Source organism: Mesorhizobium sp. P2_B11 (assembly GCF_056404855.1).
The window spans coordinates 124,284-147,833 of sequence record NZ_JBFUDF010000005.1 but is presented as its reverse complement, the minus strand read 5'-3'; the positions used below and the strand labels follow the sequence as shown (position 1 = coordinate 147,833).

The 23,550-nt window shown below is 63.3% G+C and carries 28 protein-coding genes; 6 read left to right on the top strand and 22 right to left on the bottom strand.

From position 1 onward, the window contains the following. Positions 1-31: 31 nt before the first annotated feature. Together AC1DYJ_RS17345 and AC1DYJ_RS17340 are read right to left on the bottom strand one after the other, a co-directional pair. Complete coding sequence (locus AC1DYJ_RS17345; RefSeq protein WP_477289284.1) at positions 32-1,267, bottom strand: class I SAM-dependent RNA methyltransferase; 1,236 nt, start codon at positions 1,265-1,267, stop codon at positions 32-34. After that, positions 1,264-2,028, bottom strand: a complete 765-nt coding sequence (locus AC1DYJ_RS17340; RefSeq protein ID WP_477289282.1) for a TlyA family RNA methyltransferase — start codon at positions 2,026-2,028, stop codon at positions 1,264-1,266. Before AC1DYJ_RS17340 ends, AC1DYJ_RS17345 begins: the two co-directional genes overlap by 4 nt. 148 nt (positions 2,029-2,176) lie before the next feature. Between AC1DYJ_RS17340 and AC1DYJ_RS17335 the strand changes: the two genes are divergently transcribed. Next, positions 2,177-2,578 (top strand): GFA family protein, encoded by a 402-nt coding sequence (locus tag AC1DYJ_RS17335; RefSeq protein WP_477426167.1) that lies wholly within the window; start codon positions 2,177-2,179, stop codon positions 2,576-2,578. A 97-nt stretch (positions 2,579-2,675) separates the two neighbouring features. On the opposite strand, the gene AC1DYJ_RS17330 is transcribed toward AC1DYJ_RS17335, so the two are convergent. From AC1DYJ_RS17330 to AC1DYJ_RS17290, 9 genes are all read right to left on the bottom strand, one after another. Then, entirely contained in the window at positions 2,676-2,960 is a 285-nt protein-coding gene (locus tag AC1DYJ_RS17330) for a hypothetical protein (protein WP_477286948.1), read from the bottom strand. Between the two features lie 149 nt (positions 2,961-3,109). Continuing rightward, positions 3,110-5,023, bottom strand: a complete 1,914-nt coding sequence (gene dxs / locus AC1DYJ_RS17325) for a 1-deoxy-D-xylulose-5-phosphate synthase (RefSeq protein WP_477286946.1) — start codon at positions 5,021-5,023, stop codon at positions 3,110-3,112. 109 nt (positions 5,024-5,132) lie between these two features. Further along, on the bottom strand, positions 5,133-6,053 hold the full coding sequence (locus AC1DYJ_RS17320; protein WP_477286944.1) for a pirin family protein: 921 nt from the start codon (positions 6,051-6,053) through the stop codon (positions 5,133-5,135). Between the two features lie 10 nt (positions 6,054-6,063). Continuing rightward, positions 6,064-6,330 (bottom strand): DUF2277 domain-containing protein, encoded by a 267-nt coding sequence (locus AC1DYJ_RS17315; protein WP_112563862.1) that lies wholly within the window; start codon positions 6,328-6,330, stop codon positions 6,064-6,066. Between the two features lie 45 nt (positions 6,331-6,375). Beyond that, entirely contained in the window at positions 6,376-6,627 is a 252-nt protein-coding gene (locus AC1DYJ_RS17310) for an exodeoxyribonuclease VII small subunit (RefSeq protein WP_112396785.1), read from the bottom strand. Positions 6,628-6,630: 3 nt separating this feature from the next. Continuing rightward, the gene (locus AC1DYJ_RS17305) at positions 6,631-7,557 is read right to left on the bottom strand and encodes a histone deacetylase family protein (protein WP_477286943.1); all 927 of its coding nucleotides are present in this window, start codon (positions 7,555-7,557) and stop codon (positions 6,631-6,633) included. 71 nt (positions 7,558-7,628) lie between these two features. Beyond that, entirely contained in the window at positions 7,629-8,606 is a 978-nt protein-coding gene (locus AC1DYJ_RS17300) for a hypothetical protein (protein ID WP_477286941.1), read from the bottom strand. Between the two features lie 83 nt (positions 8,607-8,689). Next, positions 8,690-9,076 (bottom strand): hypothetical protein, encoded by a 387-nt coding sequence (locus AC1DYJ_RS17295; protein ID WP_477286939.1) that lies wholly within the window; start codon positions 9,074-9,076, stop codon positions 8,690-8,692. Positions 9,077-9,150: 74 nt separating this feature from the next. Continuing rightward, entirely contained in the window at positions 9,151-9,747 is a 597-nt protein-coding gene (locus AC1DYJ_RS17290; RefSeq protein ID WP_477286937.1) for a TetR/AcrR family transcriptional regulator, read from the bottom strand. Between the two features lie 120 nt (positions 9,748-9,867). On the opposite strand from AC1DYJ_RS17290, the gene AC1DYJ_RS17285 reads away from it, so the two are divergent. Next, the gene (locus AC1DYJ_RS17285; RefSeq protein WP_477286935.1) at positions 9,868-11,091 is read left to right on the top strand and encodes an MFS transporter; all 1,224 of its coding nucleotides are present in this window, start codon (positions 9,868-9,870) and stop codon (positions 11,089-11,091) included. A 107-nt stretch (positions 11,092-11,198) separates the two neighbouring features. Here AC1DYJ_RS17285 and ribB read toward each other — a convergent pair whose 3' ends face one another. Beyond that, positions 11,199-12,299, bottom strand: a complete 1,101-nt coding sequence (gene ribB, locus AC1DYJ_RS17280; RefSeq protein WP_477286933.1) for a 3,4-dihydroxy-2-butanone-4-phosphate synthase — start codon at positions 12,297-12,299, stop codon at positions 11,199-11,201. Between the two features lie 115 nt (positions 12,300-12,414). Then, positions 12,415-13,521 carry a chorismate synthase gene (gene aroC, locus AC1DYJ_RS17275; RefSeq protein WP_477286931.1) on the bottom strand — a complete coding sequence of 369 codons (1,107 nt, stop codon included), beginning with the start codon at positions 13,519-13,521 and terminating at the stop codon, positions 12,415-12,417. A 185-nt stretch (positions 13,522-13,706) separates the two neighbouring features. Here aroC and AC1DYJ_RS17270 point away from each other — a divergent pair, with 185 nt between their 5' ends. After that, on the top strand, positions 13,707-13,961 hold the full coding sequence (locus AC1DYJ_RS17270; protein WP_023747552.1) for a DUF1344 domain-containing protein: 255 nt from the start codon (positions 13,707-13,709) through the stop codon (positions 13,959-13,961). A gap of 119 nt (positions 13,962-14,080) precedes the next feature. On the opposite strand, the gene AC1DYJ_RS17265 is transcribed toward AC1DYJ_RS17270, so the two are convergent. From AC1DYJ_RS17265 to mddA, 3 genes are all read right to left on the bottom strand, one after another. Next, on the bottom strand, positions 14,081-14,668 hold the full coding sequence (locus AC1DYJ_RS17265) for a histidine phosphatase family protein (protein WP_477286929.1): 588 nt from the start codon (positions 14,666-14,668) through the stop codon (positions 14,081-14,083). Positions 14,669-14,811: 143 nt separating this feature from the next. Continuing rightward, positions 14,812-15,633, bottom strand: coding sequence for an enoyl-ACP reductase FabI (gene fabI / locus AC1DYJ_RS17260; RefSeq protein WP_477286927.1), 822 nt, complete (start codon positions 15,631-15,633; stop codon positions 14,812-14,814). A gap of 225 nt (positions 15,634-15,858) precedes the next feature. Beyond that, positions 15,859-16,593, bottom strand: coding sequence for a methanethiol S-methyltransferase (gene mddA / locus AC1DYJ_RS17255; protein WP_477286925.1), 735 nt, complete (start codon positions 16,591-16,593; stop codon positions 15,859-15,861). 186 nt (positions 16,594-16,779) lie between these two features. On the opposite strand from mddA, the gene AC1DYJ_RS17250 reads away from it, so the two are divergent. Then, entirely contained in the window at positions 16,780-17,409 is a 630-nt protein-coding gene (locus AC1DYJ_RS17250) for a TetR/AcrR family transcriptional regulator (RefSeq protein WP_477286923.1), read from the top strand. Positions 17,410-17,421: 12 nt separating this feature from the next. On the opposite strand, the gene AC1DYJ_RS17245 is transcribed toward AC1DYJ_RS17250, so the two are convergent. Together AC1DYJ_RS17245 and AC1DYJ_RS17240 are read right to left on the bottom strand one after the other, a co-directional pair. Next, the gene (locus tag AC1DYJ_RS17245; RefSeq protein WP_477426165.1) at positions 17,422-18,348 is read right to left on the bottom strand and encodes a DnaJ C-terminal domain-containing protein; all 927 of its coding nucleotides are present in this window, start codon (positions 18,346-18,348) and stop codon (positions 17,422-17,424) included. Positions 18,349-18,472: 124 nt separating this feature from the next. After that, entirely contained in the window at positions 18,473-18,934 is a 462-nt protein-coding gene (locus AC1DYJ_RS17240; protein ID WP_477286919.1) for an RT0821/Lpp0805 family surface protein, read from the bottom strand. A gap of 40 nt (positions 18,935-18,974) precedes the next feature. Between AC1DYJ_RS17240 and pdxH the strand changes: the two genes are divergently transcribed. Both pdxH and AC1DYJ_RS17230 read left to right on the top strand, forming a co-directional pair. Beyond that, on the top strand, positions 18,975-19,592 hold the full coding sequence (pdxH, locus tag AC1DYJ_RS17235; protein ID WP_477286917.1) for a pyridoxamine 5'-phosphate oxidase: 618 nt from the start codon (positions 18,975-18,977) through the stop codon (positions 19,590-19,592). Between the two features lie 56 nt (positions 19,593-19,648). After that, positions 19,649-20,281 (top strand): LysE family translocator, encoded by a 633-nt coding sequence (locus AC1DYJ_RS17230; RefSeq protein ID WP_477286915.1) that lies wholly within the window; start codon positions 19,649-19,651, stop codon positions 20,279-20,281. Positions 20,282-20,323: 42 nt separating this feature from the next. Here AC1DYJ_RS17230 and AC1DYJ_RS17225 read toward each other — a convergent pair whose 3' ends face one another. Genes AC1DYJ_RS17225 through AC1DYJ_RS17210 form a run of 4 tightly spaced genes read right to left on the bottom strand, consistent with a single transcriptional unit; the run spans position 20,324 to position 23,385 of the window. Next, positions 20,324-20,893, bottom strand: coding sequence for a hypothetical protein (locus AC1DYJ_RS17225; protein ID WP_477286913.1), 570 nt, complete (start codon positions 20,891-20,893; stop codon positions 20,324-20,326). Further along, positions 20,890-21,486, bottom strand: a complete 597-nt coding sequence (locus AC1DYJ_RS17220) for a hypothetical protein (protein ID WP_477286911.1) — start codon at positions 21,484-21,486, stop codon at positions 20,890-20,892. Before AC1DYJ_RS17220 ends, AC1DYJ_RS17225 begins: the two co-directional genes overlap by 4 nt. Further along, positions 21,483-22,067 (bottom strand): hypothetical protein, encoded by a 585-nt coding sequence (locus AC1DYJ_RS17215; protein WP_477286909.1) that lies wholly within the window; start codon positions 22,065-22,067, stop codon positions 21,483-21,485. The genes AC1DYJ_RS17220 and AC1DYJ_RS17215 overlap by 4 nt, the downstream gene beginning before the upstream one ends. Continuing rightward, positions 22,060-23,385 (bottom strand): hypothetical protein, encoded by a 1,326-nt coding sequence (locus AC1DYJ_RS17210; RefSeq protein ID WP_477286907.1) that lies wholly within the window; start codon positions 23,383-23,385, stop codon positions 22,060-22,062. Before AC1DYJ_RS17210 ends, AC1DYJ_RS17215 begins: the two co-directional genes overlap by 8 nt. Between the last annotated feature and the right edge of the window lie 165 nt (positions 23,386-23,550).

The window sequence follows — 23,550 nt, the reverse complement described above, 5'->3', positions numbered from 1 at the left end:
CGGGGCCACTTTTGAGCGACATGCATTAAGCCTACCGCCGCCGCTTCGGCTTCTCCAGCAGCGCCACCGCCTCGACATGCGGCGACCACAGGAACTGGTCGATCGGCGTGACGCTTTTCAGCATGTAGCCGCCATCCATGAGGATGCGTAAATCCCGGGCCAGCGTCACCGGATTGCAGGAGACGGCGGCGACGAACGGCACGTCGGAGCGGGCGATCTGCTTCGACTGGTCCTCGGCGCCGGCGCGCGGCGGGTCGAAGACGACGCCGTCAAAGGCGTTCAGCTCCTTGAACGTCAGCGGGCGCCGGAACAGGTCGCGGCGTTCGCCGGTTACGCGCTTCAGACCGGTGGCGAAGCGTGATCCGCGGTCGAGCGCCGACAGGGCGGCCGCATCGCCTTCGACCGCATGGACCTCGGATTTCGCCGCCAGCCGAAGCGCAAAGCTGCCGCAACCGGCGAACAGATCCGCGACTTTCTTGGCGCGTTTGAGATGTCCGCCAACGAGGTCGGCCATCGTCTGCTCGGCGGCTTCGGTTGCCTGCAGGAAGGCGCCGGGCGGCACGGCGACAGCGACGGTGCCGAACATGACCACCGGTTTTTTCGGCTCGATGACGATCTCATCGTCGATCGAAAGCCGGGCAAAACCGTTGGCCATGACGAAGTTGGAGGCGACCCGGCGCTGGTTCTCGCCCAGCTTGCCTGACTCATAGACCGCGACATCGAGGCCCGAACCCGTCACCGTGACCGCCATTCGGAACGATTTGGTGGTGGCGCAAACCAGGTCGGCGACCGATCGCAAGCGATCGAGCGCGGCGACGATCTCCGGCAACGAGATCGGGCATTCCTCGATGGGGATGATTTCGGGCGACAGATGGCGATGGAAGCCAAGCAGCATGCCGGTGTCGGCGCGCCGGGCGGCAAGCACGACGCGGCGGCGTGTTGCCGGTGCACACGGCACCAAGGCGCCGATGTCGCCGGCAATGCCCTTCAAGGCGTGCACGACCTTGTCGCGTTTCCATTGCTGGTAAGCGTCGGCTTGCAGATGCTGGACGGCACAGCCGCCGCATTCGGTGAAATGCCGGCAGGCCGGCTCGATGCGCAGCGGCGACGTCTCCAGCACCGCCATCAGCGTGGCGCGATCTTTTTCGCGCGCTGCGGTAACGACCTCGCCCGGCAACGTGAAAGGAATGAACAGCTCGCCGGTTTCCGTCTCAGCGACGCCATCGCCCTGCGAGCCCAGTCTCTTGATGGTGAAGCGCGTGCTCATCGGTCCTTGATCCCACCGAGCAGGAATTCGCGGTTGCCGTCGCCGCCTTCGATCGGCGACATGTGCAGACCCAGTGTGCGCCAGCCAGGGACGCCTTCGAGCCATTCCTGCAGCAGGCCGGCAACGCGGGCGGCGTCATAGGGGTCTTTAAGCAAGCCACCTTTTCCGATCGCCTCACGGCCGGCCTCGAATTGCGGCTTGACCAGAAACACCGCGCGCGCTCCCGGCCTGGCGATGGCGAGCGCCGGTGGCATCGCCAGTTTCAGCGAAATGAAGCTGACGTCGGAGACGATGAAATCCGGGATCCGGCCGCCGAGATCGGCAGCCGTGAGCTCGCGGGCATTCAAGCCCTCGATCACGGTGACGCGCGGATCGGACGAGACATCGGGATGCATCTGGCCGTGGCCGACATCGATGGCCGTGACGTGGGTTGCCCCACGTTCGAGCAGCACCTGGGTGAAGCCGCCGGTCGAGGCGCCGATATCGAGTGCCTCGCTGCCCGAGGGGTCAAGGCTGAAATGGTCGAGCCCGGCGATCAGCTTAAGCGCCGCGCGGGAGACATAGCCCTGTGCGGGATCGTCGATGACTATGAGGCATTGCGGCGTAACGGTCTGGCCGGGCTTGCGGGCAACCACGCCGTCGACCGTCACGGTGCCGCGCTCGACCGCGTCGCGGGCGCGAGAGCGGCTTGCAAACAGGCCGCGCTGGACGAGCAATTCGTCGAGCCGCTGGCGTGTGCTGGCTGGCAGAGGGGAGTTCATCGGCCTTCATGGCGAAAGCCGGCCACGAAGGCAAGGACATTGGATAAGCGGGACACTGGAACCGGAGACGCAGATCAGTCCACCGGTTGAATATCGCAGCAAGTCCGGCAAGATGTAAGGGGCGCTCGGGCAATGCAGAGGAGGACGAATGCTGACGGGAACCTGCCATTGCGGCGCCGCCCACTGGACCCTGGAGGGCGACCCCGGCCCGATCACCGCTTGCAACTGCACGCTTTGCCGCCGCTACGGCACGCTGTGGGCCTATGATTTTGTCGATGAGCGCATCCGCGTTGCGGGAACCATGCAGTCCTACACCCGCGCCGGCAAGGACACGCCGTCGCTCGAAATCCTGTTCTGCCCGACCTGTGCCTGTGTGCTCGCCTGGCGCGGCCTGCGCACCGGCTCCGGCGGCCGCACGCGGATCGCCGTCAATGTCAGGCTGGCGCCGCCGGAGGCGGTCGCCGACCTGCCGATCGATCATTTCGACGGCCTCGATACTTATGACGACCTGCCACGCGATGGCCGGTGCGTACGCGATATGTGGTTCTAAGCATGATCCCGAAACGTGGGAACCGGTTTTCGGACAAGATCATGCTCAAGCAAAAGAGATAGAGCCCCATCCCGATCCCATCGGGATGGAACAGGCTCTAGAAAATCGTGCGCGAAACCTGCCGTTCGACGGCCGGCATCAGGCCGTCGCCCGCATCGCCCGAGGCCTGCTTGCGCGGCGGCTCGACGGGCGTAGCCGGTACGTCGGGCACGACGACGAGCTGCGGCACCTGCCTGTAGGAGAAGCCGCCCCTGATGTTGCCCATCTTGCCGGCGACGATCTCGACCACCGCCTGTTCGAGCTTGCGGTCATAGCGGGTTTCGGCCATGGCCGGCGCGGCGATGACGGCCAAAAAGGCCACGCCGCACAAAAGAATTCGCATTGTTTTTAACTCCCTGCCTTGGTCGGGTTCTAGCAGGGCGGCGTTGAAAAACGGCCAAAAGACACGGTAAGCGAAACGCCAAACAGAAGCGTTAACAGGACGTTACGACAGCAAGCCGGCAAACCGCTTCAAAGGCTTGAGATTTTGATTCAGGCGCGCTGGGCGCGGGCTGAATGGCCAAGCGCGACAAACACGGTGCGCACGATGCCGGCGGCATCGAGCCCGGCGTCGGCATACATTTTTTCCGGCTTGGCGTGGTCGGTGAACTCGTCCGGCAGCACCAGCGGCCGCACTTTCAGGCCGCTTTCCAGCAAGCCTTCATGGGCGAGGAACTGCAGCACATGGCTGGCGAAGCCGCCGACAGCGCCCTCTTCCACCGTCACCAGCACTTCGTGCGAACGGGCAAGCCGGCGGATCATATCCTCGTCGAGCGGCTTGGCGAAGCGAGCGTCCGCAACAGTCGTCGAAAGCCCGGCCGCACCGAGTTCCTCGGCGGCGATCAGGCAGTCCTGCAGCCGCGTGCCGAAGGACAGAAGCGCCACCTTGGTGCCTTCCTTGACAATGCGGCCCTTGCCGATTTCAAGCACCGAGCCGCGCTCCGGCATGTCGACGCCGACGCCATTGCCGCGCGGATAGCGGAAGGCGATCGGGCCTTCGTCATAGTAGGCGGCGGTGCGCACCATGTGGCGAAGCTCCGCCTCGTCGGCTGCAGCCATCACGACAAAGCCCGGCAGCGTTGCCAAAAAAGTGGTGTCGAAGGCGCCGCAATGGGTGGCGCCGTCGGCGCCGACAAAGCCGGCGCGGTCGATGGGGAAACGCACCGGCAGTTTCTGGATCGCCACATCGTGGACGACCTGGTCATAGGCGCGCTGCAGGAAGGTCGAATAGATGGCGGCGAAAGGCTTGTAACCTTCGGTGGCGAGGCCGGCGGCAAAGGTCACCGCATGCTGCTCGGCGATGCCGACATCGAAGGTTCGGGTCGGAAACGCTTCGCCGAACAGGTCGAGGCCGGTGCCGTTCGGCATGGCGGCGGTGACGGCGACGATACGGTCGTCCAGGCGGGCTTCCTGGATCAGGCTTTCGGCGAACACCTTGGTGTAGGCAGGCGCGTTGGCCGGGGCCTTTGTCTGCGCGCCGGTGATGACGTCGAACTTGTTGACGCCATGATACTTGTCGGGCGCAGCCTCGGCCGGGCCGTAGCCCTTGCCTTTCTGGGTCACGACATGGATCAGCACCGGGCCGTCGGCATGGTCGCGGACGTTCTTCAGCACCGGGATCAAATGCTCGAGATTGTGACCGTCGATCGGGCCGATATGGTAGAAGCCGAGCTCCTCGAACAGCGTGCCGCCAGTGACGTAGCCGCGCGCATGCTCGACCGCCCGCTTGATGGCGCGGTCGGCGCGCTTGCCGAGATAGGAGGTCAGTTTCTTGCCGAAATCACGCAAGCCGAGATAGGTCTTGCCGGAAGCGAGCCGCGCCAGATAGGCGCTCATGGCGCCGGTCGGCGGGGCGATCGACATGTCGTTGTCGTTGAGGATGACGATCAGGCGGGCATCGAGCGCGCCGGCATTGTTCAATGCCTCGAAGGCCATGCCCGCCGACATGGCGCCGTCGCCGATGACGGCAATTACATTGTTGTTGCCGCCTGAGAGGTCGCGCGCCATGGCCATGCCGAGGCCGGCGGAAATCGAGGTCGAGGAATGCGCGGCGCCGAACGGGTCGTATTCGCTCTCGGCGCGGCGGGTGAAGCCGGACAGGCCGCCCTCCTGGCGCAGCGTGCGAATGCGGTCGCGGCGACCGGTCAGGATCTTGTGCGGATAGGCCTGGTGGCCGACGTCCCAGATGACGCGGTCTTCCGGCGTGTTGAAGACATAGTGCACCGCCACGGTAAGTTCGACGACACCGAGGCCGGCGCCCAGATGCCCGCCCGTATGCGAGACGGCATCGATCAGCTCGGCGCGGAGCTCCGAGGCCAGCTGCGGCAGCTCGCTTTCGTCAAGCTTCTTCAGGTCGGCCGGAATGCGGACCTTGTCGAGAAGCGGCGTATGCAGCGTTGCGTTCACTGTTTAGGAGCCTGCCCAGCTATTTTCGTTCATGCACGTTGATCATGGGCGAAATATGCCTGCGCCGCCCGAATGTAAATGCGTGTCAGTGACGCGGGTGTTGCTGGCGTTAATTGTCCGGTAACGGAATGAACTCTTCCTCGTCTCCTGGAACGATGTCGAAGCGGCCCGTCTTCCATTCCTGCTTGGCCTGCTCGATGCGCTCCTTCGACGACGAGACGAAGTTCCACCAGATGTGGCGTGGCGAGCCGAGCGAAGCCCCGCCGAACAGCATGAAATGGGCACCGCGCTCGGACGAGACGACGAGTTCGTCGCCAGGCCGGAACACCAGCAGACGCTCGGCCGGAAAGCGGTCGCCCGAGATCGAGACATCGCCGTCCAGCGTGTAGATGGCGCGTTCCTCGGCGTCAGCGGGAATTTTCACGCTGGCGCCGGGCGCCAGGCGCAGATCGGCGTAAAGCGTTTCGGTATCGGCTCTGACCGGCGAGCGCAATCCCTGGAAATCGCCGATCACCACGCGCCCGGAGACGCCTTCGGCGTCGATTTCGGGCAGAAGGAGTGCTGCGGTGTTCTCGAACACCGGCGCCACTTCCTCCTTGCCGTCGGGCAGCGCCAGCCAGGTCTGCAGGCCGGAGATCGACATAGGCGCACCGCGCAATTCCTCGGGCGTGCGCTCGGAATGGACGATGCCGCGGCCGGCCGTCATCAAATTCACGTCGCCCGGCTGGATGACCATTTCGGTGCCGAGCGAATCGCGGTGCCTGATCTTGCCGTCGAACAGATAGGTGACGGTGGAAAGCCCGATATGCGGGTGCGGCCGCACATCCATCGCCTGGCCGCCGCGCAATATGGCCGGACCCATGCGGTCGAAGAAGATGAAGGGACCGACCAGGCGCCGCCTTGCCGTCGGCAGAGCGCGGCGAACCTGGAAGCCGCCAATGTCCTTGGCGTTCGGAATGACCATCAGCTCGATCTGGTCGCTGGCGAAAGCATCGCCAGGCTCAGGATCCTTGCCGGGGAAGAAGCTCATCTGGATGTCCTCATGCGAAGCGCAGCGCCGATTTGGCTTTCGCCTTGGCTGCCACCTCCTCGCGATTGCGCGGATGATGGTTGGTTTCGAGCGAATGCAGCAATTCATGCGCCGATTCAGCGATCGCCTCGACGGCACGGTCGAAGGCCGCCTGGTTGCGTTGCGAGGGGCGCGTCGTTCCGCTCAATTTGCGCACGAACTGAAGGGCCGCGTCGCGGATCTCGTCATGGGTTGCCGGCGGATCGAAATTGAACAGGGTCTTGATGTTTCTGCACATGCTTGAACTCCTTACCTGCTTTCTCTGCCCGCCCCGTTTGACAAATTATTCCGCGTCGAGCGGCTCCGTTCCCACCGGCTTGCCGTCACGCGACAACCTGATCTTCTCGACCTTGTCTTCGGCCGACTTGAGCAGCCGGTCGCAATGGGCCTTCAGCGCCTCGCCGCGTTCATAGATCTTGATCGACTGATCGAGCGGCACGTCGCCGCGTTCGAGATCATCGACGATCTTTTCCAGCGCGTCGAGTGCCTGCTCGAAGCTCATCGCCTTGACGTCTTCGTTTGCTTCGCCAGCCATACTTTATCCCTTCATCAGCCGCCCGACATGGGCGGCGACCGAAAATGCCAATCCTTGCAGATCGTAGCCGCCCTCGAGCAGGCTGACGAGCCGGTTGCCGCTGTGGCGCCCGGCGCGTTCCAGCAACTGGCCGGTCGCCCAGTCGAAATCATCCTCGCTGAGGTTGATCTCGGCCAGCGGGTCGCGATGGTGGGCGTCGAAACCGGCGGAAATGATGATCAGGTCCGGCGCAAAATTGTCGAGCGCCGGCAGGACGCGCGACAGCAAGGCGTCGCGGAACATGTCCGAGCCGGTCTGCGGCGCCAGCGGCGCGTTGACGATGTTGCCGGCGCCGGTTTCGGTCTTGGCGCCGGTGCCGGGATAGAGCGGCATCTGGTGCGTCGAACAATAGAGCACCGAGGGATCGTCCCAAAAAATGTCCTGCGTGCCGTTGCCGTGATGCACATCCCAGTCGACGATGGCGACGCGCTCGGCGCCGTGTTTCTTCTGCGCGTAACGCGCCGCGATCGCTGCAGTGTTGAACAGGCAGAAGCCCATCGCCGTGGTCTTTTCGGCGTGGTGGCCGGGCGGACGCGCGGCAACAAAGGCGTTGGCGACACGGCCCTCGAAGACATCGTCGACGGCTGCATTGGCCGCGCCGATCGCGGTGACCACCGCCTGCCAGCTTTTCGGGCTGGCGCTGGTGTCGGCGTCGATCGAGGCGATGCCGCTTTCAGGGATCGCGGCGCGGACGCGGGCGACGAAATCCTCAGGGTGGGCATAAAGAATGGTGGCCTCGTCGCCTTGCGGCGCCGTGACCCGGTCGAGCGCGGCAAAAGCCTCGTCGTCGAGCACGCGCTCGATGGCGCGCAAGCGATCTGGCCGCTCGGGATGACCGGGCGGGGTCAGATGTTCGAGAAAGATCGGATGGGTGTAGAGCCTTGTGACCATGACCCGATATAGGCGCGCCCGGCCGCTTTGACCATGGTTTGACGCCATACCACCCCGACGTTCAACAGGGATTAGGTGGTCGGCTGAGTCCAGCGCGAACCACCAAAGGAGGCCAGCGCCTTGTCCCTGAGTTCCCTGAACTTGGACGACGCCTCGGCCAACCGCTGGTCCCATTCGGCATTCGGCACCTGGCCTTCAATGGTCTTGAAATAGACCTGCATCAGGCAAGCGATGGCGAAGGGCTCGATGAAGGCCGCCTTGAAGGCCCAGGCAAGGAGGATGGCGAGCACGAAAGCCCAGCCGCCGAGCTGCCCCGGGATGAACCACATGATGGCGGCGGCCGGCGCCAGCATCAGCAGGAAGATGACGAAGGACACGCCCCACATGATGACCGCCAACCAGACGGCGTTCTTGACCATGGTCTTGCCATTCTGGGCGTAGAGCACGACGCCTTGCCTGGCGGTCTCGAAGGGCGAGGTCGAGTTGATGCGGATGTTGTAGCCGAGGATGATCTCGTCGACATAGGTTAGCGAAAGGCGGATGACCGTGTTGATGAACGAGACCAGGCCGCTCAGCCCCGGAATGGGCAGGAAGGCGGCGATGCCGCCGATCAGGCCGGTGATGGCGCGAATGGCGCCCTTGACCAGCTGGTCGACCACGAAAAGGATGTTGGCCTCGGCGAAACGCTCCTTCACCACATCCTTGGCGTAGGCGATCTGGTCCTGGCCATTGGGGATGTCGCGGCCGTCAATCAGATGGACCATGACGGCGATATGGCCGGCCTTGACGACATAGAGGATGTATTCGCGGATCCAGTAAAGCGCGATCGAAACGACGCCGATGCCGACGATGCCGCCCCAGAGCGCGAAGGACAGCGGCCCGTCCGGATCGGTGGAGATGTGGCCGACGCCATAGCCGACAGAGGCGCCGCTGCCGGTCGCCACGATATAGGCGAGCGTAATGCCGAAATAGACGATCATGCGAAAGACGATGAACGGCCATGTCCTGATCATGATGGACACCGACCTGCCGATATCGAAATCCCACATGCCCGAATCTCCCCTCAGAGAATGGACGGCGAGGATGATCCTGGACCTGGAATTGTCAACATCGGCAAATGCCGGGTCTCGGATCAGTTTGGAGTCAAAGTGTCGATCTCTGACGCAAGCCGCCTCAAAGCGGCGACAAGCATTCCGCTCTCAAAGGTCTCGGCCAGGGCACTGTCGACCCAGCGTTCATCGGCTATGGTCTCGCGAAGACGCCAGTAGATTTCATCAACGCCCATCGACGACAGGTCGTCAGGAGAATCGTTCGGCAACCAGCATTGGCGTGCCACGGGATGCGCTTCGCGAATGTGCGCCACTCGATCCGGATCCACTTGGAAAGCACCCGCGAGCGCCACAATATCCTCGTGGACTGCGTGACACTCCTGCGTTTCTTCATTGCAGAACTGAACGGGCTGCAGGGTGCAGAGAGTTGCGAGAATCTCTTTGATTTTTTGCGGCCAATCCGTCGTCATCGGACATCCCCCTATTGTCGACTGAAGGCACTATCCAGCGCCGACGCGATCCCAAACGACGTTTTAGGTATGCGTCAGCCAGGCTTTCTGAGCAGCCCTTCCAACAGCTGCTTGAAGGCCGCCACCACGGTTTTGGACGTCGCTTCGGGGTCGTTCGAATTGGCGATGCGCTGCGCCGCCTGGCTGCTGGCGCCGTTGATCAGCCGTGCGGCAGTCTCGGGGTCGACGCCGGGGACGACCACCCCCTCGTCCTGCAAACTGGTCAGATGATCGGTCATTGAACCGACGCAGGCATTGGCGTTCGGCCATTGCGCCGGGTCGCCGAGCACCGCCGGACCATCGCGGAACATGATGCGCTGGATTTCCGGCTCGAGCGCCATCTCGATATAGGTCGTGCATTCGTCGACGAAACGTTGCCAGCGGGTCGGGGCTTTCGACGCAATCTCATTGATGCGAACCGCCATTTCGCCGTCGATTTCGGCGATCACCGCCTCCAGCAGCCCCTTCTTGTCGCCGAAATGGTGATAGAGTGCGCCACGCGTCAGCCCAGCCGACGCGGTGAAATCGTCCATCGACGCCTCGGCATAGCCGATCGTGCCGAAGGCATTGCGGGCCGCCGTGATCAGCTTGGCGCGTGTCTCGGCAATCATCTCCTTGCGGGGTCTGTGCATGGCTCTGGACCTACTTACATACGCGTCGTATGCCAATTGACATACGCGACGTATGACCTATCTTACAATCATACGCATCGTATGTAATTGTCGAATTGGCCTTTGTCGAGGAACCAAGCCATGCAAAACCCCTACGCCGAAATCTTTCGCGCCCCTGGAGCCAAAGGCTTTGCCGCCGCCGGCTTCCTGGCCCGCCTGCCGATCGCCATGGCGCCGATCGGCATCGTGGCGATGCTGTCGCAAACGCGCGGCGAATACTGGCTGGCGGGTGCGGTCGCGGCGGCCTTCGCGCTGAGCAACGCTTTTGTGGCGCCGCAAATCTCACGGCTGGTGGACCGCCTTGGCCAAACGCGCGTCGTGGTGCCTACCACCATCGTTACCGTGCTGGCCTTCGCGGTGCTGATCGCGGCAGCCAATCAGGACTGGCCGGTATGGACGCTGTTCGTATCGGCGCTGGCGGCTGCGGCCATGCCCAGCATGCCGGCCATGGTGCGCGCGCGCTGGACCGAGATTTTTCGCGGCCGGCCGCAGATGAACACCGCCTTCGCCTTCGAGTCAGCGGCTGACGAGCTGGTCTATATTGCTGGGGCGTCGCTGTCGGTGGGCCTGAGTGCTGCGCTGTTCCCCGAAGCCGGTGTTCTGGTCAGCACGTTGTTCCTCGCCATCGGCTCGACAGCCTTCATCCTGCAGCGTTCGACTGAACCGCAAGTGCGGCCGGTGGACCACGGCTCGAGCGGCTCAGCAATCCGCTTGCGGCCGGTGCAGATCATCACCTTCGCCCTGATCTTCATCGGCGCGACCTTTGCCACGACGGAGGTGAGCACGGTGGCGATCACCAAGGAGCTCGGCCAGCCCGGTGCCGCCAGCCTCGTCATCGGCGTCTATGCGCTGGGATCGTTCGTGCTCGGTCTCGTTGTCGGCGCGCTCAATTTGACGGCGCCGCTGCAGCGTCAGTTGGCCATCGCGGTCGCCCTCGTCGCGCTCGGCACGCTGCTTCCGCTCACCGCCGGCACGGTGCCGCTGCTGGCGCTGACCGTGTTCATCAGCGGCGTGGCGATCTCGCCGACCTTCATCACCGCCTTCGGCCTAATCGAACGCCACGTGCCGGAAGCGATGCTCACCGAGGGCATCACCTGGGTGATGACGGGGATCGGCATCGGCATGGCGCTCGGCTCGTTTGCCGCCGGCGCGATGGTGGATGAATTCGGCGCCCGGAACGGGTTCTGGGTCTCGGTGGCTTCAGGCACTATTGCACTGGTCACCGTGCTCGCCGGCCAGCGCAGCCTGGCCACCCATGAATGCGAGCTGGACGGATGCGACGCCGCCGCCGTTCCTGCGGAGTGATTACGGTCTGAATGGCTTAGGCCAGCGCGACTTCGTCATCCACGGGCGGAGCGACGCGAAGCGGAGCGCAGACCCGAGGATGACGAAGTCGCGGGGCTTTCAGCCAGCTAGAAAATTTCCGTCTTGGCGATGTGAATGCCAAAGCCTTCGAGACCGACATAGTGGCGCTCGCGCGAGGCGATCAAATTGATCGAGGAAATGCCGAGATCCTTCAGGATCTGCGCGCCGAGGCCGATTTCGCGCCATTCGTTCTCGCGGCGGCGGGCCTCTTCGTGATCTTCGCGGTCGCCGCTCAGCGGCCGCTTGCGCTCCTGATGGGCGACGCCGACGGAACCCTCCCTGAGATAGACGATGACGCCGCGCTTGCGCTCGCCCATCGCCTTCATGATGCCGTCGAGCCGGTGGCTGGTGCCGAACACGTCGGTGACGACATCCTCGGAATGCAGGCGCACCGGCACCTCCTCGCCGTCGCGGATATCGCCATAGACGATCGCGACGTGGTGCATCGAATCCCAGGGCAGCGTGTAGGTGAAGACCTGCGCCTTGCCGCCCGCCGTGTCGATGTCGGAACAAGCGACGCGCTCGACCAGCGTTTCCTTGCGCTGGCGGTAGGCGATGAGGTCGGCGACCGAAACCTGCTTGAGGCCATGCTCTTCGGCGAAAGCCTGCACCTGCGGGCCGCGCTTGACGGTGCCGTCGTCGTTGACCAGCTCGGAAATGACGCCGATCAGCGGTAGGCCGGCCAGCTTGCAGAGGTCGACCGCGGCCTCGGTATGGCCGGAGCGCATCAGCACGCCGCCTTCGCGGGCGATCAGCGGGAAGATGTGGCCGGGGCGGACGAAATCGGAGGCGCCGACATTGCCATTGGCAAGGTTGCGCACAGTCAGCGTGCGGTCGTCGGCCGAGATGCCGGTCGTGGTGCCGTGCTTGAAATCGACGCTGACGGTAAAGGCGGTGGTGTGGGCGGAATCATTGTCGGCGACCATCGGCTGCAAGTTGAGCCGCTTGGCCTCCTCGCGCGGCATCGGCGTGCAGACGATGCCGGAGGTGTGACGGATGATGAAGGCCATCTTTTCCGGCGTGCAATGCACGGCGGCAACGATCAGGTCGCCCTCATTTTCGCGCCCGTCATCGTCCATGACGACGACGATCTCGCCGCGCTCGAAAGCGCGCAGGGCTTCGACGATTTTCTTCTGGTCGTAAGGCATTGGCTCGCTTCGCTCGCAGGGCAGTAGGGGAATAGGGCAGTAAGGCAGTAGGGAAAAGGAAAATCTGGCTGTGTTCGGCGGGCTGCGTAACATATTGCCCTACTGCCGTACTGCCCTATTCCCCTCCCTTCCCCGTCTGTCCTCGATGCCGCAGATAGTGGTCCGCGATCGCGCAGGCAACCATCGCTTCGCCGATCGGCACCGCACGGATGCCGACGCAGGGGTCGTGGCGGCCCTTGGTCATGACATCGACGTCGTTGCCATCCTTGTCGATGGATTTGCGCGGCGTCAGGATCGAGGAGGTCGGCTTGACGGCAAAGCGGGCGATAATCGCCTGGCCGGTCGAAATGCCGCCCAGAATGCCGCCGGCATTGTTGGACAGGAACACCGGCTTGCCGTCATTGCCCATGCGCATCTCGTCGGCATTCTGTTCGCCGGTGATGCGGGCGGCTTCGAAACCATTGCCGATCTCGACACCCTTGACGGCGTTGATCGACATCAGACCGGACGCAATGTCCTGATCGAGCTTGGCGTAGATCGGCGCGCCGAGGCCGGCCGGCACGCCGTCGGCGACGATCTCGATCACCGCGCCGACCGAGGAGCCGGATTTGCGGATGCCGTCGAGATATTGGGTGAACACCGGAACCGAGGCCGGATCCGGGGTGAAAAACGGGTTTTCGGCGTCGCCAATGAAATTCCAATTCCAGTTGGCGCGGTCGATCGATTTTTCGCCCATCGAGACCAGCGCGCCGCGCACCACCATGCCGGGCACCACCTTGCGGGCGAGCGCGCCGGCAGCCACGCGCGCTGCCGTCTCACGCGCCGAGGAGCGGCCGCCGCCGCGATGGTCGCGCACGCCGTATTTGACCTCATAGGTGTAGTCGGCATGGCCGGGCCTATACTGGCGGGCGATCTCGCCATAGTCCTTGGAGCGCTGGTCGACATTCTCGATCAGCATCGAGACCGGCGTACCGGTGGTGATCATCGTCTCGCCGTCCTCGTCGAGGATGAAGCCTGACAGCACCTTCACTTCATCCGGTTCGCGGCGCTGCGTCACAAAACGTGACTGGCCAGGACGGCGCTTGTCGAGTTCGGCCTGGATTTCGGCCCGCGTGAAGCGGATGCCGGGCGGGCAGCCGTCGACGACACAGCCAAGCGCGGCGCCATGGCTTTCGCCCCAGGTGGTGACGCGGAACAGATGGCCGAATGTGTTGTGAGACATGGATTTTCGCCCTGCCCGGCATGACAGCCGGATCAAGGTCGCCTTCTATTGGCGTTTTCCACAGCGGTCAAACTGTGATCTGGCGGTTTTAGTTTTGACACATTCGGTTGGTTTCTGCTCTCTTCCATCCGCCCGTTGAAAGCTCGCCGCCACCCCGTGCAGGCGCAATGACAAAGAGGACGACGATGCGTACCCTGATTGGCGCTGCTGCCGCCATGTTGCTGATTTCCACCGCCGCCTATGCCGGCCAGACCGAAGGTCTGATCAAGAAGGTCGACAAGGACGCGCTGACACTGACGCTGGAGGACGGCAAGTCCTACAAGCTCAACGCCGAGACCGATCTCGACTCGCTGAAGCCGGGCATGGATATCGTCATCGCCTATGACGTGACGAATGGCGAGAATGTCGTCACCGACATGGAACTGCCGGATACCGAGTAAGGCCGGTACCGAGTAGGCCGACACCGAACAGGACGGCATCGAACAGGATTTTCGCCCTGCGAACAAAACAGGGCGGACGTCCTGTTTTGTTCGGCTGTTTGAAGCTTAGGCTTCCAGCCTCACAGCCACTCCAGACGTCCGCCCTGCAGCCTGAGCAGGCGGTCTTGCCATACTTCCAGGTTCGCCGCCTCGTCTTCGGAAACGCCCTCGACCATCCTGAACAGGGTCCGTATGACCCCGCCATGGGTGACGCAGACGGTCGGGCGGTCCAGCGCGTCGAACCAGGGTTTTACCCGCTCGAGCAGCATCTGGTAACTTTCGGCGCCTTCGCCCGGCGGCTGAAAATTCCATTTGTCCCGCGCGCGAGACTTTTTTGCGCCGGGAGACTGGGTCTCAAGTTCGGCAAAGGTAAAACTCTGCCAATCGCCGAAATTGACCTCGATCAGCCTGGTATCGGTTCGATAGGCGAGCGGATCGAGCTTCATCGCGGCGCGGATGCGCTCCATCGTTTCGCGCGTCCGCCGCATCGGGCTGGCCACGAAATCGAAATCCCAGACATCGTTTATCAGCTCGGCCAGCCGATGCCCGTTCGCGGTCGCCTGCTGGCGGCCAACCGCATTGAGATCGGTATCCGCCTGTCCCTGCAGGCGGGCCTCGGCGTTCCACGCCGTCTGGCCGTGGCGCGCGATATAAACCAGCGGGTACATCAGGTCTTCCGGGGTCAGGATCAAAGCGCGTCGCGCTGAAACGGATTCATGCGACGCGCTTTAAGTCTTTGTTTTGATGCATGTCGTTCTCTCAAAACCGGAGCCACTTTTGAGCGACATGCATTAATGACGGTTGGCGGGTGCTATTCCTTGACGGTCGAAATATCCGGCGCGTCGACCGCCTTCATGCCGACGACATGGTAGCCGGAATCGACATGGTGGACTTCGCCGGTGACGCCACGCGACAGGTCCGACAGGAAATAGACGCCGGAATCGCCGACTTCTTCCTGGGTGACCGTCTGCTTCAGCGGCGAATTGTACTCGTTCCACTTCAGAATGTAGCGGAAATCGCCGATACCCGAGGCAGCCAAGGTCTTGATCGGGCCGGCCGAGATGGCGTTGACGCGGATCTTCTTGCCGCCGAGATCGACGGCGAGGTAGCGCACGCTAGCTTCGAGCGCGGCCTTGGCGACGCCCATGACGTTGTAATGCGGCATCACCTTTTCGGCGCCGTAATAGGTCAGCGTCAGCAGCGAGCCGCCATCGGTCATCAGCGCCTCTGCGCGCTTGGCGATGGTGGTGAAGGAATAGACCGAAATGTCCATGGTGCGCAGGAAATTGTCGCGCGTCGTCTCAACATAGCGGCCGGTCAGCTCGTCCTTGTCGGAAAAGGCGATGGCGTGGACGAGGAAGTCGAGCTTGCCGCCCCAATGCTTGGCGACATTGGCAAAAACTTCGTCCAGGCTTGCCGGATCGGTGACGTCGCAATGGCCTGCGACAAAGGCGCCCAATTCCGTCGCCAGCGGCTCGACGCGCTTCTTAAAGGCTTCGCCCTGATAGGTCAGCGCGATCTCGGCGCCATGGTCGACGCAGGCCTTGGCGATGCCGTAGGCGATCGATCTGTTGTTGGCGACGCCCAGTATAAGCCCGCGCTTGCCGGCCATAAGGCCCTGTCCACCCGCCATGTCAGCGCTCTCCGAAAGATTTTCTGCTTTGGAGTGCCTATCGCACAGGCAGAAAGGCGCATCAAGCGCAGACGGGGTGAGAGATCAATTCAGACACTGGGCAAACAATGATTGAGGGTGTGTAACGTATTTGTGAGCTTCAAATGGCTCACGCGGCCGGCGCGCCTCCCCGGTCCAGGCCCGCGACCGACCAGCCGAATCGGCCGGTCGGAACCGGACATCGCCTTATTCCGTCACTTTGCGCCAGGGGATGAGCATTCCCACCTGCTTGCGGTAGCGGCGGTACTGATCGCCGAACATGGCGACGAGATCGCGTTCCTCGAGGAAGATGCCGAGCAGGATGTATCCGGTGCTGCCCGCCGCGAAGAGGAGATGGCCCCATGTCATGGACGGCGTCGCCCAGAAGGCCAGGAGAAAGCCGACATAGATCGGGTGCCGGACCCATTTGTAGAACAGCGGCGTCCTGAACACGGGCTCCGGCAGTTCGCTCTTGCGCAAAGCCGCGAAGACCTGGCGCAGGCCGAACAGTTCGAAATGGTTGATCAGGTAGGTGCTGATCAGCAAGACAGCCCAGCCGAGCCAGAACACGCCATGGAGGACGGCAACCCAGAACGGGTTCTCGACCGTCCAGACCGGGCCGGGGATCGGCCGCCATTGCCAGTAGAGCAGCAGCAGGATGAGGCTGGCCAGTAGCACATAGGTGCTGCGTTCGGCCGCGTGCGGGACAATCCGCGTCCACCAGCGTTTGAACACCGGCCGCGCCATGATGCTGTGCTGGGCGGCGAAAAGGCCGAGCAGAAGCGCGTTGACGATGACGGCTTCGACCGGACTTCCTGCGATCCCTGAATCGATCGATTTCGGCACGGCAATGTTCCCAACGAAACCAACCGCATAGAGAAACGAACCGAGAAATGTCAGGTATGCGGCAACGCCGTAGATAAGGGTGACTACGCCCGCCATGACTGCCCCTCCTGCCAAGCACCAAGATTCGGTCGGTCGACCGAATTCGACGCCAAAAACCATAAATTTCATGACGAGTCAACTTGATCGGTCGCTCGACCGAGATAGAGTGGGGAGACGTCCAGCCCGGACAGGAGAGTTCATGACCCGCCCAGATTGTGCCGCTACGACCGGTAAGCACGCCGCATGACGAACGCTGCCGAAGCCGTCGCCCCACCCCAGAACAAGCCAAAGCGCGACACGCGCGCCGAATTGATTTCGGCGGCCGAGCTATGCCTCTACAGAGGCGGCTATGCCGATTTGTCGACGCGCCGTGTTGCCGAGATCGCCGGCGTTCCGCTCAGCCAGATCCACTATCATTTCGGTTCCAAGGAGCGGCTGTTCCTGGCCCTGCTCGACCATCTGAACGAGGGCCTGTTGAAACGGCAGGCGGAAACCTTTGCAGCACCCATGCCGCTCTGGCAGCGTTGGGAGCGCGCCTGCGATTTCCTCGATGACGATCTCGCCTCCGGCTATGTCCGGATCCTGCACGAGATGATCGCGGCAAGCCTGTCGAGCCCCGAAATCGCCAAGGCGGTGCGCCGCGACCTACGCGGCTGGTTCGAACTGTTGGCTGGGCTGGCGCAAGAGGCGGAACAGCGGTTCGGCGGCCTTGGGCCATTCTCCGCCGCCGAAGTGACCAGCCTGGTCAGCGCTGCCTTTCTTGGCAGCGAGACGATGATCCTGCTGGAGATCGAGAGCCCGCACGTTCCGGTGCGGCAGGCGTTGCGCCGCTTCGGCGAGACCATCCGGCGGCTGGAGGAAGTCGCGACCTAGCTGGCGGCCGCGTCAGCCTTTGCGGCCGCGCATCAGCGCTTCTAGCTCGCTGTCGCCGCCTTCCGGCAGCATGATGCGGACATGGGCGTAGAGATCGCCATGGCCGCCGGCTTTTTCCGGCAAGCCCCTGCCCTTGAGACGCAGAACCTTGTCCGAGCTCGACCAGGCCGGGACATTGACCGCCAGCCTTCCGGTCGGCGTGTCGACCGGCACCTTGGCGCCCAGCACCGCATCGGCCAACGCTACCTCCAGATCGGCATGCAGGTCGCGGCCCTCGATGCGATAGCGCGGATGCCTGCGGATATGAAGCTTGACCAGCGCATCGCCCGGCTGTCCCGGGCCTTGCTCGCCCTGGCCCTTCAGCCGGATGGTCTGGCCTTCCTCGACATAGGCCGGCAGCTTGACCGCCATCTTGCGGCCGTCGGGGAACATGGCGGTCACCTTCTCGGCGGTCGCGATCTCCTCGATGGTGACGTCGAGCGTCACGTTGAGGTCCGCTGCCTGCGCCGGCTGGCGGCGGTCGCCGGCACCAGCGCCGCGCGCACCGGAAAAGGCGTCGCCAAAGATCTGGCTGAAGATGTCGCTGTTGCCATCGAACGGATCGCCGCCCGGACGCCCCGAGCGGAATTCGAAGCGCGAGCCGCCGGCGCCCTGCTGGCGGCGAAAGCCGCCGAACGGGTCGCCACCGGCAGCACCTTCAAAACCCTGGAATTTCGGCTTGCCATCGGCGTCGATCTCGCCGCGGTCGAACGCCGCACGGTTCTTCTCGTCGCCGATCACCTCGTAAGCCTGGTTGGCGGCGGCAAAGCGGTCCTTCGCCTTGGGATCATTCGGGTTCTGGTCCGGATGATGCTTCTTGGCGAGTTTGCGGTAGGCCGATTTTATGTCCTTGGCCGATGCGTTCTTGGCAACGCCCAGCACCTCATAGGGGTCGCGCATGCGTCCTGCCCTGGAAAAAGAGTTAAATCCACGTTGCCCCCTATATGCGCTCGCATAGGAAGAAATTCCAGTGGCGCAGAGGCTTATCGACGGCTGAAATTACGGCGCCTGCAATGCCCTGAAATCAGAGCGGTTTGAAGTCCTGCATGTGCCAGCCGCCGGCGCCGGCCATGCACAATTCACCCCTAAACAAGGCGACGCCGTCGAAGCTTTCGCGCGAGGCGGTGAAGCTGCGGCAGGTCTGGCCGTTGTCCTGCAACTCGGCCAGTTCGGTGATCGAGCCGCGCGAGCCGGTATCGGCATTCGCCCATGGCACGGCCTGGCCACGCAACTCCTCGATGTCGGCTGAAGAGACCGCATTGCCAATCGTGGTCTGGTCTGAGGCACTGTCGGCATCGCTTGACGTCACTTTGGCCGGCGCGCTCGAGGTGACGATGGAACGGTCGACCTCGGCCTTTTCCAGGCTGAAACCGCCGGCGCCGCAGGCGGCAAGCGGCAAGGCGACGATCACGATCGCGGCTTTCGAACTGGCCGAAGCGATAGCGCTCCATTGCCCGCTGTCAAAAGCTTGCGCGATACGCGACAATCGGCAACCTCCTGAGATTCGAGACAATTTGAGAAAAACTATGAGTGACACTGAGTTAACAACTGGTGACTTTACCGAGGCTGCCGAGCCGTTCCGCCTCTTTGCCGGCTGGCTGGAGGATGCGACCAAGAGCGAGATCAACGACGCCAACGGCGTTGCGCTGGCAACCGTCGATGCCGACGGCATGCCGGATGTGCGGATGGTTCTGCTCAAGGGGTTCGATGAAAGCGGCTTTGTCTTCTACACGAATTTCGAGAGCGCCAAGGGCCGCGAGATTCTTGGCAGCATGAAGGCGGCGATGTGCTTTCACTGGAAATCGCTGCGCCGCCAGGTGCGCATTCGCGGTCCGGTGGAGATCGTCAGCGACGCTGAAGCCGACGCCTATTACGCGACGCGGCCGCGCGGCAGCCGCATCGGCGCCTGGGCCTCGAAACAGTCACGCCCGCTGGAAAGCCGCTTCGCCCTGGAAAAGGCGGTGGCCGAGTACACGGCGCGCTACCCGATCGGCGAAATTCCCAGGCCAAAGCACTGGTCGGGCTTCCGCATCGTGCCGCAGGCGATCGAGTTCTGGCACGACCGGCCGTTCCGACTGCACGACCGCCTGGTCTTTTCACGCAACGCCGAAGGCGGCTGGGACAAGACGCGGCTTTACCCCTGACGGGTTGTGAAATGGCGCGGGCATCCTAGCTGATCTGGCTGCAAAGGGAGAATCCAATGAGCCTGTTCCTGGCCTTTCTCGGTGTCTCTTTCATCGTGCTTGCGACGCCCGGTCCAGACACTGCCATCACCATCCGCAACACGCTGCTTGGCGGGCGTGCGGCCGGCGTCTTCACCGCGCTCGGCATCTCCAGCGGCCAGACGATCTGGGCGCTGGCCACCAGCGCCGGTATCGTCGCCCTGCTGGTTGCATCAGAGCCGCTGTTTCTTACGGTCAAATATGCGGGTGCCGCCTATCTCGTCTATCTCGGCTTCAGGGCGCTGCAGGAGGCGCTATGGCCGTCCCACCAGCAAGACATGGCTGATGTCACGAAGCCGGCACGGCGGCTGACGGCGGCGACCGCCTACCGCCAGGGGCTGATCAGCGATCTCGGCAATCCCAAAATGGCAGTGTTCTTTGCCAGCCTGCTGCCGCAATTCGTACCGCCCGGCGGGGAAAGCTTTGCGGCGCTGCTCGGTCTCGGCGTGGTGTTCGCCGTCATGACCTTCACCTGGCTGGCGCTCTATGCAACGGTCGTCGCCAAAGCGGGGGATTTCCTGCGCCGGCCATCGATCCGCCGCGCCATCGAAGGCGTGACCGGAATTGTGCTGATCGGCTTGGGCATCCGTATCGCGACCGAACACCGGTAGCGGCTCATCCCGTCCAGGCGGCATCAGTGACAGTGTGGGAGATCAATCCTTTTCCAGCTGGAACAGCAGGAAATGCGGTCGTTCGCTGCCGAGCCCGAGCGCCGGCCGTATCGTCTTGGTCGCCGCCTTCGGCACCAAAAAAGTTTCGCGCAGATTGAGCGTGTCGCCGGTCTTGGCGCCGGAGAAGATCGCCGAAATGCAGGTCTGCACATCATCCGGCGTTCTCAGCGAGACAATGGACGTCGGCGACCAGCGCCGTCCCTCGGCATCGATCAGCATGACCTTGCAGCCAAGCCATAGCTTCTGCAGATCGGGATCACCGACGGTCACCGAAAAATCGGCCAGCACCGGTACGGAATCAGGCGGCAGGTTCTTCATGCCGAAGGCGCCGCGCAGATCGGTCAGTTTCCAGTCGCTGCCGCCGAAATGCGCGCTCTGGCCCCAGGCGACGCGGCGCTCAAGCAAATCATTGTCGGCCAGCAACGCCTTGACGCTGTCATAGGCCTCCACGGCCAGGGTCAGAGGGACCAGCACAAGCAGCGCCCAAAGGCTGCGGCGCCGCCACTTTTTCTCGCCAACGCCACTGTCCGGAACCATACTCTGCGCTGTCATTTCGGTTGCCCATCAATCGGCTGCGACAGATCGAGCGTGTCGACGGTGCCGGCAGGCATGCCGTCGGCCGAGGCAGCGACCGGCCCGAGCGAAATCTCGGCCTGCGAATCGAGCGCCGCCAGCAGCTTGCTCGAGATGAGTAGCGTCGCGTTGCCGACCTCCTCCGGGCTCACTTCGAAGACCAGCCTGGCCTTCCTTGGCAGACCGGGATCGACAGTGACCGGGAGAAAGCCGTTGTTGATGAAGGACAGCCGCTCGGTGTGGTCGTAAGTCAGCCCCGACGATCCGCGCCAGGACGCGACCGCGACGGATGTCGATCTGTCCGTGGCCGCGAACGCCACCGTGACCACCGCCCACACGCCGCCGGTGGTCAGCACCTTCGTCTCGCCGAACCGATCCGTCTTGAGCTTGCGCGCAAACTCCAGCTTTTCAACGCGCACCTCGAAGCTGCTGCCGACGATGGTCTCTCCTACCTTGCCGCGTATCGGGACAGGAGCGATCAGCTCGGCATAATGCGGCTTCGAAACCTGCAAGCCGTAGCAGAATGCTACGGCGACAAGCAGCAAAACGAGGTTGGCCAGTCTGCGCATCATGGCTGGCCTCCCGTATCGGCTGCGACAGGAATGGTCAGTGTGCCGACCGGGCTCGGATTGAACCAGCCGGGCAGGCCGTAGAGGTTGTCGCGCTGTTTGTAGATCTTGCTCATGACCTTGAGGTCGAGGCTTGCCGGGGCGGCAGCACCTTCCGGCAGATCCCAGATATAGGCCATGCGCTCCGGCATGCCGGGGTGCAGTTCCGGCGACAGCGTCTCGTCGCGCGTCAGCACGATGTAGGGTTTTGTCGCCGGGTCGAGCGGCGGCCGGGTTGCCTGAAGAAGAAGAAAGTAGTCCTTGGTGGATTTCGCGGTTCGGTTGGTCAGGTCGACCTCGAAGACCAGCGCTTTCGTGCCGGGTTTGCGCAACGTGCCATAGACGTATTTCTCGCCGCTGACATAGGCTTTCACCGGCCGGAGCAGCCATTGTCCGGTTTCGATCGGGCCAGTTGGAGCCAGAACCGGCACTTGCGTATGCCTTGCCCCGAAGGCGCCGAGCACACCGGCAACGGCAATCGCCGCCGCCGTGCCGATGCCGGCGGCGAGCCATGCTTTCAGCTTGGAGCGAGCGGTCTCAAGCATCTTGCGCCGCTCCCGCCGGGCCGACCGGCTGCGCCATCTCGCCGGTCTGGCGCTTGGGCAGCGCGAAGGCGGTTTCGAGGATCGCGGCGAGGAAGCAGATGCGCAGCGGCTCGACCAGAATGCCGGTGGAAGAGTCCTGGAAGGCGCTGCCGAACAGCAGCGAGACGCCCTGCGACAGCACCTGCCAGGTATCGAGGTCGTGCGGGCCGATGAGGCGGGTCGCGCCGAGCCACGCCCAGGCCGCCAGCCAGTCGATCAGCCGGTAGCCAACGATCAGCGTGACGATGAGCATGAGGCCGGAGCTCAGCGTCAAGCGCACGCCATTGGCGATCGGCAGATAGCGCGAGCGATAGCCCGAGATGAAGTGCTCGACGAAGTCGCGCATGAACTTCGGAATGGTGCGGTAGCGGGCGCCGAGACGCTCGACCCGTTCGTGCACGCGCATCAGTTCCTTGTCGTCGCGCACGTCATAGCCATAGATCAGCGCCGTCATGACCAGCCAGATCACCGGCAGCAACATGAAGAAGAACAGCGCGATGAGCTTTGTCGACGTATCGATGGAGGTGACCTCGACCGGAACCATCGGATCGGCAAAGGCTTTTGCGACAGGGTGGGCCACGCCGTCGGCCGCGGCCTGCAGGACGGAAAAAATGTTGCGGCTCATGATCCAGCCGACGATGTCGTCCTTCCAGCGCGAGATGACGTAGAGACCGACGAAGATCCAGTTGGTTTCGCAGATCACCACGACAATCTGCCAGAAGGATTTTGCGCCGCCGCGTTTCTGCATGGCCTGGGCCAGACGCCTGACCAGCCAGGAGATGACGACCGAAAATACCAGCCAGCGCGAATCCAAGACATCGAGCACATTGCCGGCCCCTTCGCCGAACGGCGCCATGTCGAGGGTGACGCGCGAATATTGCCGCACCGTGTCGCCGAGAAAACCCCAGGCGGCGTAGTAGGCGAAGAAGGGTAAGAGCGCGACGGTGACCATACGTGCCAGCCGCGTGGCGCCGCTGCTCGTTTCGGCAGACGATTTATCGGATGCTTTGTCCCGCGCCGCCTGTTGCGCGGCGCGAATCGCCGGCAGGCCGGGAAGCAGCGTCTGGAACATGGCGACGGTGACGATGAGCTGCGTCAGCGCCACAAGGGTCAGCAGTGCCAAGCCCGCCATATGATTGAGCAAGGCGGTGCGCGCGGCGATCTGCATGAACAGATCGCTGCCCACAATGCCCAGCAGCACTGTGGCGACCAGTTGCGGCCAGAAACGCCACCAGAGCCTGAACGTCAGGCCGAGCGGCTTCACAACATCGGCAAGCATCGAACGCTCAATCCGTCAATGCAGGCCTCTTGGCATTTCGGAAGGTTGCTTTGCTGGCAGCGACGTTGCGGGCCATGTCTTCTCCCCGACCAAGCCCCCGCCCGCCGGACTTGTGAGATAGGATGTGAAAACTGCCGTGTACAGGTCAAAAACACGCACCTGACG